The 14,621-nt window shown below is 50.3% G+C and carries 11 protein-coding genes; 3 read left to right on the forward strand and 8 right to left on the reverse strand.

Features of this window, described 5'->3' with window-relative positions; genetic code table 11:
• Positions 1 to 32: 32 nt before the first annotated feature.
• The 6 genes from HP398_RS22710 to HP398_RS22735 form a co-directional block, all read right to left on the reverse strand.
• Entirely contained in the window at positions 33 to 464 is a 432-nt protein-coding gene (locus HP398_RS22710; protein WP_007721341.1) for a phage tail protein, read from the reverse strand.
• A 37-nt stretch (positions 465 to 501) separates the two neighbouring features.
• Positions 502 to 2,262 carry a phage tail sheath subtilisin-like domain-containing protein gene (locus HP398_RS22715; protein ID WP_173623698.1) on the reverse strand — a complete coding sequence of 587 codons (1,761 nt, stop codon included), beginning with the start codon at positions 2,260 to 2,262 and terminating at the stop codon, positions 502 to 504.
• A gap of 182 nt (positions 2,263 to 2,444) precedes the next feature.
• Positions 2,445 to 3,251 (reverse strand): hypothetical protein, encoded by an 807-nt coding sequence (locus tag HP398_RS22720; RefSeq protein ID WP_173623699.1) that lies wholly within the window; start codon positions 3,249 to 3,251, stop codon positions 2,445 to 2,447.
• Complete coding sequence (locus HP398_RS22725) at positions 3,251 to 3,823, reverse strand: Pvc16 family protein (RefSeq protein ID WP_173623795.1); 573 nt, start codon at positions 3,821 to 3,823, stop codon at positions 3,251 to 3,253. The genes HP398_RS22720 and HP398_RS22725 overlap by 1 nt, the downstream gene beginning before the upstream one ends.
• 113 nt (positions 3,824 to 3,936) lie before the next feature.
• On the reverse strand, positions 3,937 to 6,093 hold the full coding sequence (locus HP398_RS22730) for an ATP-binding protein (protein ID WP_173623700.1): 2,157 nt from the start codon (positions 6,091 to 6,093) through the stop codon (positions 3,937 to 3,939).
• Positions 6,094 to 6,111: 18 nt separating this feature from the next.
• Entirely contained in the window at positions 6,112 to 8,868 is a 2,757-nt protein-coding gene (locus HP398_RS22735; RefSeq protein ID WP_173623701.1) for an adenylate/guanylate cyclase domain-containing protein, read from the reverse strand.
• 170 nt (positions 8,869 to 9,038) lie between these two features.
• Between HP398_RS22735 and HP398_RS22740 the strand changes: the two genes are divergently transcribed.
• From HP398_RS22740 to HP398_RS22750, 3 genes are read left to right on the forward strand one after another with little or no spacing between them, the layout of a single operon-like run.
• Positions 9,039 to 9,425 carry a DUF4280 domain-containing protein gene (locus tag HP398_RS22740; RefSeq protein WP_007721356.1) on the forward strand — a complete coding sequence of 129 codons (387 nt, stop codon included), beginning with the start codon at positions 9,039 to 9,041 and terminating at the stop codon, positions 9,423 to 9,425.
• A gap of 19 nt (positions 9,426 to 9,444) precedes the next feature.
• Positions 9,445 to 11,118, forward strand: coding sequence for an MORN repeat-containing protein (locus tag HP398_RS22745; RefSeq protein WP_173623702.1), 1,674 nt, complete (start codon positions 9,445 to 9,447; stop codon positions 11,116 to 11,118).
• 2 nt (positions 11,119 to 11,120) lie between these two features.
• A complete protein-coding gene (locus tag HP398_RS22750) occupies positions 11,121 to 12,554 on the forward strand; it encodes an eCIS core domain-containing protein (protein ID WP_017250507.1) in 1,434 nt (477 codons plus the stop codon).
• A gap of 59 nt (positions 12,555 to 12,613) precedes the next feature.
• On the opposite strand, the gene HP398_RS22755 is transcribed toward HP398_RS22750, so the two are convergent.
• Together HP398_RS22755 and hutI are read right to left on the reverse strand one after the other, a co-directional pair.
• Positions 12,614 to 13,252, reverse strand: coding sequence for a pyridoxamine 5'-phosphate oxidase family protein (locus HP398_RS22755; protein ID WP_026043241.1), 639 nt, complete (start codon positions 13,250 to 13,252; stop codon positions 12,614 to 12,616).
• A gap of 94 nt (positions 13,253 to 13,346) precedes the next feature.
• Positions 13,347 to 14,621, reverse strand: coding sequence for an imidazolonepropionase (gene hutI / locus HP398_RS22760; protein ID WP_173623703.1), 1,275 nt, complete (start codon positions 14,619 to 14,621; stop codon positions 13,347 to 13,349).

A 14,621-nucleotide genomic window follows, 5' to 3' on the forward strand; every position in this document is an offset into this window, starting at 1 on the left:
TCCTTGCCATTCTTTGGCGTCGGGATCTTCTATTATTTCGTGCGTGTCATTCCTTCGTGGGCGATTTCCAGCTGCTCAATCGCTACCTCTGAGGACGTACCGTTAAAATCAGGCGCCGTGTATTTGGTCGGCCATGCTTCAATGACCTTCCATGTAGCGACATCATCCCCAGCTTCATTGATGGCGATGATCGTTACCGTTTTGCGTGCGACCTTGCCCTGGATGGTGTCCTGCATCCAGTTGTACAAATCCATCGAATCCGTCACGCCCCATTTCAGCGTGATATTCCCGTACTTCGCCAAGCCCGGGAGCTTGCGCGGAGTAATTACCTCATTGCCTTCGCGATACTCGACTACGTCCACAGACGCATCAAAACCCGAAACCTCACTGAAGCCAGCCTGCTGAATCCCATCCATCTCTACCCGATACCGAAACTTGCGGTATGGATCCTTGCGATCTGCCATACTGTACCCCTTTCCTCACACCGTTTTCCGTCGTGAATTATTGCTGATCAGATGTTTTTTGCGTAATACGGAAGATGACGAACTCTGCTGGTTTGACAGGTGCTATACCAATCACGCAGATCAATCTGCCATTGTCGATATCATCCTGTGTCATCGTGCTTCTGCCGATTTGAATGTAAAAGGCTTCCTGCGGGCTTGAGCCCATCAACGCGCCATCTCGCCAAACACGCGTCAGGAAAGAATCAATCGTGCGTTGGACGCGGGCCCACAGCCTCTCGTCATTCGGCTCAAATACCACCCAGTTTGTCCCGTTTTTGATCGATTGTTCGAGGAAAATGAACAGGCGGCGTACGTTTATGTACTTCCATAGCCCATTCGATGACATCGTCCGCGCACCCCAGACGCGAATTCCTTGACCTGTAAACGCGCGAATCAGGTTGACTCCCTTCGGATTCAAAATATCCTGTTCGCCCGTATTGTACTGGCAATCCAGTCCTGTGCAGCCGCGCACGACCTCGTTTGCCGGAGCCTTATGCACGCCTCGGGTATTGTCCGAGCGTGCGTAAATACCAGCCATGGAGCCTGATGGCGGAATGTAGATGTTGCGCTTGTCTAGCGGATCAAACACTTGCAGCCAAGGATTGTAGATAGCCGCGTATTGCGTATCGAAAATATTGCGATGCGTCAACACATCGCTTACTTTTTTCTTGTCACGTGGGATATCGAGGATGGCGAAGCGGCTTTTCAAGTTTTCACAATGAGCCACAAGCGCGAGCTGCACATTTGGGTCTGTCACGCCAGGAATGGCCATAATACTCACTTCGTCATTATCGATGAAGGCTTGGATTCCCGTACGTTTCCCCGGTCCGTGATCCTCCCCCATGTATTCGCCCGCTGACAGATTGGCGACAGAACCGTCGCTACCTCCTGCCAAAGAGATTTGATACAGACCGAATTCCGTCTTTCCGCCCTCGGATTGAGTTTCTTCTGCCATCCCTGAAATGACGGTAAAAGGAGGAATGACTTCAGGGCTTGCTGGAGCAGCACCCGCTTCGACCTCAACGATATTGCTCTTGGACAGCAGCTTGCTTACATGATTGGCAGCAGAGACATTGAGCGAGCATTTGTCGAACTCTTCAGCCTCATCGTTGTAGAAGACTTGCACCGTGAATTCGCATGTGGACAAAATTTTGACTGGCAGCAAATTGTTATCGACGACGTCTCCTGTGAGCACAGCTGACAGCTCGATCACATTGTCTTGGGACGAAACCACTTCCCTGTACTGTTTGGTTTCACCGTCATAGAAAGAGACGACATCACCTGGTTGAAAGCCTGCACTATTTTTCACACGGTACTTGGGAGCCTCGCCTAGTTGCTCGTAAATCTGCGTTTTTGCCTTGCTCGACGGAATCAAATTTACGCGGATCTGATTTCCCCATGCCCCTGGGTTTTTAGCAGCAATCCGAAGGACAGCTCCTTCGCTGTTGCCTTCATTGGAAGCTGGCTTCGCATCTGCTGGCGCTACTCGCATCACATAGCAACGGGAGCCTCCATTCAGAAAGAAGTGATCCACCGCATAGGCGAGATAGCGGTATTCGCCAAACGCGTTCTCAGACAAATAGGAACCGAACAACTTGCGGAAATCATTGACACCTGTAATCAGCTCAGGCAATCCCGCAACGGGTCCTTTTTGGGCCAACCCGATAAAGCCGGCCGTGCTCGTACTCGCTCCCTCCATGGGAACGGGGCCACTATCAAACTCCTCGACATACACCCCTGGTGATAAGTACTCTGGCATCGTATCCTGATTGGAGAGTTCCGCATGTATTAGCAGCAGAAACCTGCAATCAGTCCCTCCCTCCGATTAATTTCATCACTTGCTTTACCACTTACGAAAAAAGCCGTTTTGATACATGAGTCTTGCTCTATAATCAGGCAGCAGGGTGTCATGGACCGACGCCAAACAACTGCCGGATCACCCTATTTGGATCTGTTCATTTGGATGATACCTATGGATTGGGTCGTACCGGCTTGAATGGAAAGCTCGGCAAAACCAGCGGCTTCTTCCCGCCGCACTTCAATATTCATACGAGCATGAGTTTTTTCCAGAAACAACGGAAGGGCAACTACGAATTCTCCTCTGTCGTCGCAATGCGTTTCGAGCAGGGGGAGTAAGACAGTGCCTCTTGGGTAGGCAAAAGAAAGAGGTTCGGTCAAGGGATAAACCCGACCTTTTGGGGGACTTGCAAAACGAATGATCGTCCCTTTGCATGTGGGTGTTTCGAGAAGAAAAGCGTCAGCCAAATCGACTTGACCTTTTTTACTGGCTACGATTAGCTCCATGGCCTCTTTGTCAGCGTCCTCGGCCAATCTCACCGGGGCATCTCGCTCATACGAGATGACAGCCTGCACATAGGCTCCGCCAGCTGGGGAACCATCCTCCACGCAAGCTCTCCCTCGAACAAGGGAGTCTCCTGCCTGGAATGGATAGGCTGGACTCGGTTGCAAGTAAATGATGGACTCCGTGTAAGATGTACTCCCAGTGATCACGGAGAAGGACATGGAGTGATCCATATACTCCCGGCTGCTTATGGAGAGCGTGTAAATCCCATCAGGCAAATCCGTAAAGATATACCATCCGTCCCCTTTACATACGGGCACTTGTGGATGATTCGCCAAGCGAACAGACAAGCTCGAGCGAAAAGGGGCTCCTCTTGTATACATGTCCACCAGACGGACGGCATACGAGAAGACGGAACGAATGCGCACCTGGAAATGCTGATCCATTAACCATGACCTTCCCCTCGTATCCGAATATCCCGTTCCAGTACGCGCTTCGTTGAACGAACTCGAGTTGAATCGATATGAACCGGCCCTACCGAGTAGCCGATGGATAGCTTGTACGGAACATGTGGAAATAGTTGGATGAGTTTATCAACGGGAGGCTGCTCCACGACGACACGAAGCTCTGTATCCATGTTTGCGAGGGAGCCTTGAAGATGATCGCCACGCAAAATGGCGTTGTCGTAGAGAACCTGCATGGCACGCCCGAGGATGCGATGCTCGTCCAGCATGCGGGTATGCTGTTCTGCTGGGGAATGGGCGGTCAATATGTAGGATAGATTGACCGTCATTGGGGGATATCGCAACTGATCAGTACCTTCACTGATCATCATGTGCTGCCTCTCCTGACTTTCCCGGATTTCGTATAAAAACAAGGCTAGCGCCAAATCTCCTGGCTGAGCAGGCGAGCTTAGGCCGATCAACTCCGGCTGGCTAATCGGCTCCGGCGTCATCTCTTTGCGCAAAAGAGCGAGCAGCGTCTCTCCTACTTCAGCAATGGCGGTGTACTGGCTGATACCCGTTCACCTCGACATTATTTGACAGAATATACTTATCATAACATTGAAATTAATGGTTTTGCATGAATTTTTATCTAATTTTGTAAAATCATGCATCCTTCCGATACGTACTACCTGATGGCATACTCCCCCAAATCCTCTTTCAATAGCAGCTTACCCATCTTTTTTAACTCCTGCTTGGCAGCCGCAATCAAATGACTCATGGAAACGGGCGTACCTTCCGATGCAGCCAAGAAAGAGGCAGCGAGAACCACATTTTTGATTCCGCCCCCAGCAATGTGCAGCTTGGACGCGAGAAACTCAAAATCGATGTCAGCAGCTCGCGGCGTATCGGCCGGGAACATGCTGCGCCATATTTCTTCGCGATAGAACGGTTCGGGAAAAGGAAATTTCACCACGTAGTTAATTCTGCGCATGAAGGCCTCGTCAAAATTTTGTAGGAGATTCGTCGCCAAAATGGAGACCCCCTCGTACTCCTCCATCTTTTGCAGCAAGTAGGCCGTTTCCACATTCGCGTATTTGTCATGCGAATCTTTCACCTCTGAGCGCTTGCCAAAAAGGGCATCGGCTTCATCAAAGAAGAGGATGGCATTGCCGATTCTCGCTTCTGAAAAAATGTGGTGGAGGTTTTTTTCCGTCTCCCCAATGTACTTGCTGATCACCTGCGACAGGTCAATTTTAAAAAGCTCCAGACCTAGTTCATTTGCCACGACTTCCGCCGACATCGTCTTGCCCGTACCCGGAGGACCTGCAAACAACATGCTGACGCCCTTGCCATAAGAGAGCTTTCGCCCAAAGCCCCACTCCCCCAAAACAACATTTCGATAGGTCACCTGATTGCAGGCGTTTCGCAACAAAGTCAGTTGCTCCTCAGGCAAAATCAGATCTTCCCAGCTGTATTTGGGTCTCAATCGAGAAGCGTGCTTTTCTAGCGCATGTCTCATTTGCAGGAAACAAGCATCATGCAGGTGCATTTTCGTAATGATCCTTTCTTTCGTCTGCATCGCCATCTCATTTGCTCTGTGAAGCGCCTGATTGATTTGCCCCGCATTCAGCTTGAATTTCCCTGCGAAAACGCCTATGTCAATCTCTTGAGAAAAGCTCATGCCTGCACTGCCCGTTTCCCATAATCGCCTCCTTTCCGTTTCATCTGGACTAGGTACCTCCATTTCCAGCCAAATCCGCTTCCCCAGAGCGTTTTGCGGCTTCCATTGACTTTTCGCCACAATGGCAGTGGGTACTGAAAAGCTTTCGAGTTCATCCATCAACAGCTGCTTGCGCCCAGCTGTTTGTACCTCTTCTGTCAGAAAAACCTCGAACTGATGCAAGCACAGTACCCCCCGCCGCAGCTGCACCTCCCGCAATATCTGCTGTAATCTTCGTGCAAAAGCTTCCTCCCGGATCAAGCGCTCTGCATCGACGAACAGCACCGGCCGCCTGACGCGATGAAACAAATGCTTAACGCGATGCCTTTTACCAACACCAGTCGGACCATGCAAGTGCAGGAGAAGTCGCTCTAAATCTGCTCCTGCTGTTTCCCAAAATGTTTCAAAGCGCTCCTGCAAATGAATCGCGCTCTCCCCTACATATGGTTCCAACTCTTGATCTGGCAAGCTCCAGGATAGCCAAGGCGGCAGACTGGCATCACCTCCATCCCTTGTCGTCAAAAAGTGCAGCATGCGTTCATCCAGCTTTAACGGCCGAGAGAGCCAAGAGCCGCTTCCACCCATGTCCGCCTCGGTAAAAAGCAGCAATCGGCCCAGCTTGCTTTTTTGCGTAAACGCTGTCCAGGCCTCTATTCTCTCAGCAGCTGTCTGGCAAAATAGCTGCATCGCCAATTCGGGAGTAGGTGACTTGCACGTAATATCATCAAGGAGGTAGCCAAACAGCTTTTCGTACTTCCGATCCAGCTCGACTGCCAGGCAAAGAAATAAACATCCCAGCTCGAAGCGATTGAGCGAAAAAGCCTCTGCCACTGCCAGAATCGGTACGCTACCTGCTTCTTGCATGTGCAGGGCATCCAGTCGTTCCTCGCATGCTGCCACCCGCTCTGTGAAAGCTTCCCATAGCTGCGTTGCTGGCGGGGCTGCCTCGAGCAATTGCACGACTTCTTCCTCTGTGACAATCACCCCCCTCATTTGATCAAGCGGATAATCATCCCCCTGCTGTGCTCGCACTGCCAGCAAGCGCATCAGATGAACATCCAGCCATCGAAGCATTTCTTCGTAATAGTTCCACTGGTTGTGATTCGATTCGGGACTAGTCATTTCGCTTTTTCACCGCTCCTACGATATTTTCAATTCGCCAGACCAATCTCGTTCGGCCCCTTTTTGGGCGTATTCGTCGCATAAGTAGAAATACTTTCGCGCCGCCTGATCCCAGCGGTTTTGCTTGATGACGGACAGAAAAGCGGAGCGTGCATCGTGAAACCTCCCATTTTGATACATCACAATCGCTTGCTCAAACAATTCCTTCGTCTCCTCCTTGTGTGCACGAATCTGGTCAGTGTCCCCTTCGTAGACGTCATACAAATGCATCGGCTGAGCCTCTCCCTCTATATGCACCCAGCCTAAATCACGATATCGGTACGGCGTGCTCTCTCCCATTTTGGCAAACAGCGAATCGGACATCAGGATGCAGGCTCCGAGCGTTTCTGCCATCTTTTCCATTTTCTCCACCACGCGGACGTGATCCGATATGATCGCAGCCTCCAGACGCGTCGACTCGCCAATAATTCCGAGCATCAGTGGACCGTGATGCAGCGCAACCCGCAATTCAATCGGATCGTACCCTTTTTCCGCCCGTTGCTCGTTATAGTCCGCTAACGTACGGCGCATTTGTACAGCCGCATCCAGCGCGTCTTTCGCTTCTTTTGGATAAACAGCAAGCACGCCGGGATCGAGATATTCGGTAATCATTCCTTGATTCTCGTTCACAATCGGAGCAAAGCGCTTGAGAAACGCATTGATGACGCGGAAGGTCGTCTCTGGTCGCAGACGATGAGAGATGGCATGAAACGATTGCAGACTCATGCGCATAATCGCCATTTCCCGCTCCACCTGATCACCCAGCTCCACGTCGAGTATGCTTTCCTTCCCGAGAAAATGGATAAACTGCTGCGGCACAAAGCGATTGTTCGCCTCGCTCATCCTCGTGATATTCGAGATGTACTGACGAATGCGCTTTGCCATTTGGTTGAAGCTTTCTGCCAGCTTTTGAATTTCATCCATGGAGCGAACCCTCACCACCACACTGTAGTCGCCTTTTCCCATATCGGAGACGTTCGTTTGCAGATTGCGAATGTTTCGGTATGTCAGCCACGAGAAAAGGAAAAATAGACTCGCACAAATCGACCAGACCAGCGCAGCGCCTTTTCCGAGCTCACGGGACATGTCGGTGTGCTGCATACGGACTCCGTTCATTTCTCTGCCCAGCTCCAACACACCGGATAGCTTACCGGAGGAGTTGTATATCGGGGCCATCGCGTACATCCAGTAGCCTGTCCGATCCTGTGCTTTACCGGAAACGATCTCCCTTTTCATGACCACACTGCGGAACTCGTCATCAATGGGCACATTCTCAAACACTTCTGCGCTGTCATTGTCATCCATCATGAGAAACAATTCGCCATCTTTGTATTTATAAATCGTTTTGTACAGCCCCCTGTTCACATTCACATCATCTGGGACCTCCAGTTTTTTCAGGTCGGCCTGTACTGCTTGATAATCCGCATTCATGTAATCAATGGCTCCGTTGATTCCATCCAGCTTGTCCCCTTCGATCAGGGTAGAAATAACATAGGCTTGGAGGCGAAGATCGGTTTGATTTTCCTGCTCCATAAAAGAAAAGGTCAGCTTCGTTCCCTCCAGTTGAAGGAATACGGGGACAACAACTAGTGGAGCTATCACGATCGTTTGCTTGATAATCAACGGAATCCGGAAGAGGCGAAACAACAGAAACTGAATGACACAAAACAGGAGAATTTCCACGCCCAATCCTGTCCACCAGGTCCATTCCTTCAAGCGGTCTTTTTCGGATACTGACGGGGAAGTGAGCTTGGTCATCACATTTCCTTGTTGATCCAAGAAGACGAGCTGATTATCTGTGGCCACTACGAACTCATACTTGGGGGTTACAGCAAACGCCGTTAGTGCACTGCTATCGCTCGACTTGATCTGCTCGAATGTTTTGGAAGGCACCATCAAGGCGATTTCATCTGGATGTGCGGGATCGAAGCGTTCCATGACATTTTGATCGGAATTGTAGAAAAGGAGACGACCTGCTGGCCCCACTTTTACATGATTGGGGACGGTATGATTCTTTTCGGACCGTTCGGAGTGAATGTAGAGCGGCCCCTTCACTTGAGCTTCCCTGCTCCCAAGGGGAACGTCGACCTGGAAAACCTCTCCGCGCTTGGTAGTGACATAGGTAAGTTGCGGGTCTACTCCTGTGATTTCATTGACGTATACTTCATTAGGCAATTGGATTTGATAGAGTTGTGTGGGGGGTGAGTCAGAGGGTACAAATTGATAGGCAATCACTTCAGGGTGTTGATAAACATAAAAGGAAAGACGATCTTTCGCGACTTGCAGGGAGCGTACCTTGCCAATGCGCTTGTACGAGCTGTTCGCTCCGTATGAATCTTCATACACGACTTGTACGATTTCTCCATCTGGCGACATTCGCACGATTCTCTCGGATACGGTTCGCAAACCAAAGCTATCGAGCTTTGTAATCAGCACGTACGCATAGCCTTCTTCGTCGATGGCTACCTCTGTGAAATTTTCCAAGCCTTCTTCTGGATTTTGCTCCAGTACTTGTTGGTACCTTAGCGACCGATCAGGGGACAGGCTAATTAGCTTTTGATGTCCATCCGTTATGAGGATGACATCCTTTTGACTATTGACCGCGATGCTGTCGATCCCTCGAAACGGTACGCCCTGCTTCCCGCTTCTATCCACGTTCCAAACGAGCAGCAAGCCGATCCCAACAAACACAATCAGCAGTCCGGTCAACCAGGAATACTTCTTGTTATTTCCCATCGTTTGCGGTTCTCCCATCTCTCGAAAACATATTTTCGAAAATGATACCAAGCAACATTATACTAAAAATTACAAATTTCGCTATACATCTTCTCTATTTGACATTTATACTACTATACAGATTGATTTTCAATATCTTACCAGATGACTTATGCAAAGGAGTTGGCTTTATGGGACAACTCGTCTGCGGAGGAGCCATGCTACAGTGCAGCTTCGGGGCAGCTCCCAGCTCACTCATGGTGCTCCCAGTGAACCGCGTCACAACCAGTATGCCGATCGCAAACATCATGGACAATAAACCGATGGTAAACGTCCTTCCATTCGGGATGTGCAATACGATGTCCAACCCTCAGGTCGCAGCAGCTACAGCGGCGAAGCTGGGTGTTTTCACTCCGGTCCCCTGCGTTCCTGTCACCGCCGCTCCTTGGGTTCCTGGCTCCCCTACTGTTCTCGTCGCCAACATGCCTGCCCTCAATCAAACCTCCAAGCTCATGTGTAGCTGGGGTGGCGTCATCCAGATCACGAACCCCGGTCAAGCGACGATTCAGGTTCCCTGACAGATAGGGAGGAAACGTTATGGACAAACAACTCCAAAAGCTAACGGAACAAACGATTGTCGACCCGCTCATCAATCCGCTCAAAAAATGGGTGCAAGATTGGATAAAAAAAGGAGCCGCTCTCCCCAAGCAAGCCCTCGATTGGATCAAGAACGGCATTGCCGGACTGTTCGCCAAAAAAGAAACTTCACTCAACGATTACGTGCATATCGGCCGTTTTTACATCGCCAAACGCTTTCTCATTTTGACAGGACTATTCCTCCTTGTCCTAGTCTACTTCCTGTTCATCAATCCTCCCGATGCGCTTAACCGCTATTTGCAGCGTCCCATCGTCATTCATCTAAAAACTCCAAATCAACAGATTTCCGACACGGGTCTGGCGATTATCTACAACCCGGAAGGCACGATGATTTATCATGGCCAGCTCGTAGATGGTCTGTATGACGGAAAAGGCGAGCTCTATGACGACAATGGGAAGCTCCTTTACAATGGCGAGTTCAAAAGTGGCACTCCACAAGGCTTAGGCAAAGGATACCGGAAAGGCGTTCTCGTCTATCAAGGTGGGTTTGAAAATGGCGTTTACGCTGGTCAGGGAGCGTTGTACAACGACAACCAGCAAGTCGTTTTTCAGGGAGAATTCAAAAATGGGAAGCTCGATGGAGCCGGTCAGGAATTGTACACAAACGGCGCAATCAAATACGAGGGCGCTTTTAAAAATGGCGTGTACAACGGAGCTGGCAGGCTTTTTACGAAGGATGGAAAGCTGCTCTACGGCGGACTGTTTGACAATGGCTTCTACGGCGGTGAAGGTACCGATTACTACGAAAACGGGCTCGTGCAGTACAAAGGGCAATTTGTGGACGGCAGATACAATGGAACCGGTAGTTTTTTTGATCGGGATGGCAAGCTCGTGTATGAAGGTCATTTTCGAAATGGGCACTTCAATGGAGCCGGTACCAAACTCTCCACCAGTGGTAGCATCGTCTATCAAGGTGATTTTTTACTGGGTGTGTATCACGGGCAGGGCGAGCTTCGTGATGCAAGTGGCGTAACGCTGTATAAAGGCGGCTTTGCCGAAGGGCATTATCACGGAACGGGAGAGCTTCGTTCTGCCGAAGACGCTCTGTTGTATCAAGGGCAATTTCGCGCAGGTTCCTACGATGGCATCGGGGTGCTCTACGACAAGGAAGGCCTGCCGTTGTACAAGGGGTACTTCCGTGAAGGACGTATTTATTTACCTGGATTCATCGGCATCTCCAGGAGCAAGCTGGAAGAGATTATGGGCAAGCCCGACGATGACGCGCCAAAACAAGCCGAGGGAGCTGTCACTCCTTCTGCCGATCAAAAAGTACCCGAAGCTCCACCAGCAAACGAGGCCATCTTATCGTCTCAAAAGCTTACCTACCGTGACATGAGCATGGCTTTTACACTTGAACCAGCACCAGGACACCCTAGCAAGCAGATTGTCACTGCCGTCCACGTATATCACCCACAGATCATCTCTATCGTCAAAGAAGATCGGAACGAGCTCGACAGCAAATCTGCCATTTTGCCCAAGACGTCCACCACGTATTCTAACCGTTCTGGAGCTATCACGAGCTATTTGGTCGACCCGTATTTGTATCTCTATTTCTATCAAGCACAGCAAAAGGAACCCATTCAATTGGACGTGACAAAAGCAGAGGGGGTGTAATCATGCGACGCTATGAATCTAGCAAGCCATCTATGGATGCGACTCATGAAAAAACGAAAGCACCTGCTTCCAGGTCCATGCTCCAACCGAGCCAGGTCCAAAGAAAGGCAAGTCACTCTTCCCACATCCTTTCTCTGCAAAAGACTCTTGGCAATCAGGCTGTGCAGCGCATGTTATCGAGGACTCCCTTGCAAAAATCGGAGAATCTCTCTTCCGGCAGCGGTCGCTCACTCCCCGATTCCGTCCAAGCAAAAATGGAGAAGGCTTTTCGCACTGATTTTTCAGATGTACAGATTCACCCAGAATCGTCTGTCGCCTCCCAAATCGGGGCTGTTGCCTTTGCCCAAGGGAATGACATTCACTTTGCTCCCGGCACTTATCAGCCCGAGACGCGAAGTGGTCAGCAACTGCTCGGTCATGAGCTGACACATGTGGTTCAGCAACGACAAGGACGGGTAAAAGCGAACGTTCCGGATGCCAGCCTGCCGATCAATGACGATCCTGCTCTCGAAGCGGAAGCTGATCGCTACGGATCTGTTGCGGCTTCTGGTACCAAGCTGGACAGCACGGACCATAACACAACAAGTTCTGTATCATCCCCAATCATACAAGGAACGTGGGATGAAGCCTTGTTAGATGCACGCAGAATGTGGAATAAGCATGTGGCGAAAACCAATGATTTGCATGAAGGAACAATCAATGAACTTTTTGACGAGACAAACTACTTGTCTTACTTTAACAAAGTGAAATACAGCTACAGTCTGCACTCAAAAATTTCGGACATTTTCTCGGTTACAGGTGGGAACTATACAGAACTAGAAGAAGCACAGCGTCTTTTCGGACAGGAGATCACGCCATATTTCGGTCAAGATAAGGACAACGATCCTGACATCGATTACAACTATTTGGAGAAGCAGGAAAACGCCAACGATGAGAGTGTCCACATAATGGACGAAGACGAGGATCATTCCAACGTTTTAGAAGTAAATAAACGCGTTGCGATGGAGATCAAAACGATCAGCTCCCATGATGATTTACAAATTAACGCCCGCATTCACGAAGCGATCGGCCAATTGGACAAACGGCGCGACACTGGTAATTATGATGAATACGTCATCGTCATTCAAAAGTATCATTCGGAAAATCCTTGGCCTTACACAAAAACGGAAAACAATGCAGCTGCCGAACTAGGCGATCTCAAGCAAAGAGTTATTAATAGACTGAGGAGCATGACCAATCTGCCCACCTATAATATCAAGGTCATTTTCCGCGGGATCACCAAAGGAACGCCCACAGGCGGAACAGGTGGCGTAAATCCCGCATTCCTTATCCCGGAACACATCCGCTATTCGAATATGCAATCGTATTCGTTGGAGTGTTACTACTGGGGTGAAATCGGTGCAGGATGGCTGGTAGATGATCCTGTTCGCGAATAACATGACGAAACGGCAGCCATCACGCTGAATGGATGGCTGCCGTTTCTCTTTCGACATGATTAGTACAATCGTTTCGTATAGCTGTCTTGCAAGCCCTCCGCCACTTCTTTTGCCGTCACACCCGGAAGCTTCACATGGTCCGCCAGCATTTGTGCGACATTAGGAGTCGTCCCCTCTGCCGGCCATGACTCCGGCTTCCATAGACCAGAGCGCATAAATGCCTTCGCACAGTGAACGAAGCATTCCTCTACCTTCACACCGATCCCAAGCGTAGGCACCTTCCCGTTTACCGCCATCTTCGCCAGTATTTCTTCATCGCGAATAATGCAAGCCTTGCCGTTCACGCGGAACGTCTCTTCCAGCGTAGGAATCAAAAAGATAAGCCCAATATGCGGGTTGACCAAAATGTTCGTGATAGTATCCATCCGCTTGTTTCCTGGGCGCTCAGGGATGACGAGATGATGATCATCGATGACATGCACAAAACCAGGCGCATCTCCGCGTGGCGAAGCATCGCAATGGCCATCTTTGTCTGCTGTGGCAATGATGAGAAATGGCGCTTGGGCAATATAGTTGCGGCTATGGTCATCCAACTGGGTTATCGCCTTGTTCTGTACGAGACGACTTGGTTCTCCAACCATTTCGCGCAGTTGCTGTTCTGACGTGACCACATCACGGAAAATTCCGAATCCTGACATGAATAACCCCTCTTTCCTCTGCTTGTTCAAACCTGCCACCATCATACCACTTTTCTTGCTCATGGCAGAAGCAGGAAGTCCGGAGAGGGTCATATTACGCCAGTCTGCCCCCAGCAACGACAATCGCTCCGTTTTTGATTACTGTGTTTACGTGGTTGATTCCGTAACGATATTGCAAGGTCATGAAATCAGGGACGTCAAAAATCGTGACATCTGCTTTTTTCCCTACCTCAAGGCTGCCGACTTCATGCGCGCAGCGGATTGCGTGAGCAGCATTGATAGTAGCTGCCGTCAGCACCTCTGCTGGCGTCATCCCCATTTTCAGGCAACCCAGATTCATGATGAGTGGGAGCGAAACGGTTGGAGACGAGCCCGGATTGCAATCCGTCGAAATCGCGACAGCCACCCCACGATCAATCATTTTCCTGCCATTTGCTGACTCTGCCATCAGGAAAAATGCCGTACCGGGCAGTAACACAGCGATGACACCCGCTTCTGCCATCTGTTCAATCCCCTTGTCAGAGGCACGCAGCAAATGATCCGCTGATACCGCGCCAACAGAAGCTGCCAGCTCTGCCCCTTCATACGGTTCGATTTCATCGGCATGAATCTTCGGCAGCAACCCATGACGGACCCCTGCTTCGAGAATGCGTCGGGACTGCTCAGGGGTGAACACACCTCTTTCGCAAAACACATCGTTAAAAACAGCCAGCTTGCGACGAGCAACCTCTGGGATCATTTCCTCGATGACCACATCTACAAATGCATCCGGATTTTCCTTGTATTCGCGCGGCACCGCATGTGCACCCATGAAGGTACTGACGATGTCCATGGGATGTTCCTCGTGCAACTGCTTGGCGACCTCCAGCTGCTTCAGCTCATCTTCCAATGTCAGGCCGTAGCCGCTTTTCGCCTCAACAGTTGTAACCCCATGCAACAGAAATTGGTCAAGACGCTGCTTACTCTGAGCAAACAGCTCTTCGTGGGTAGCTGCGCGCGTCGCTGCGGTTGTCGAGTGAATTCCCCCGCCATTGTTCATAATCTCCATATACGTCGCACCGTTTAGCCGCATATTAAACTCGTTTTGCCGACTGCCCGCGTGCACCAGATGTGTATGCGGATCGATCAGCCCTGGTGTGACCAGCTTACCCGAAGCATCGATGATTTGCGCCTCATGCGCACGGTCTCGATAGTAAAGCGCCAGCTCCTCATCTGTTCCCACACGCTGGATAACGCCGTCTTCCAGCCAGATGCTTCCGTCCTCGATGATCGACAGCTCATTCATTTGCGCTCCTACTACCGGGGAAGAGGAGCTGCCAGCCAGAGTAGCAAGCTGACTGGCGTGGCGAATCCATACAGGTTTAGTCAT

Origin of the sequence: Brevibacillus sp. HB1.4B, assembly GCF_013284285.1 — a bacterium.
Lineage (GTDB): Bacteria > Bacillota > Bacilli > Brevibacillales > Brevibacillaceae > Brevibacillus > Brevibacillus porteri.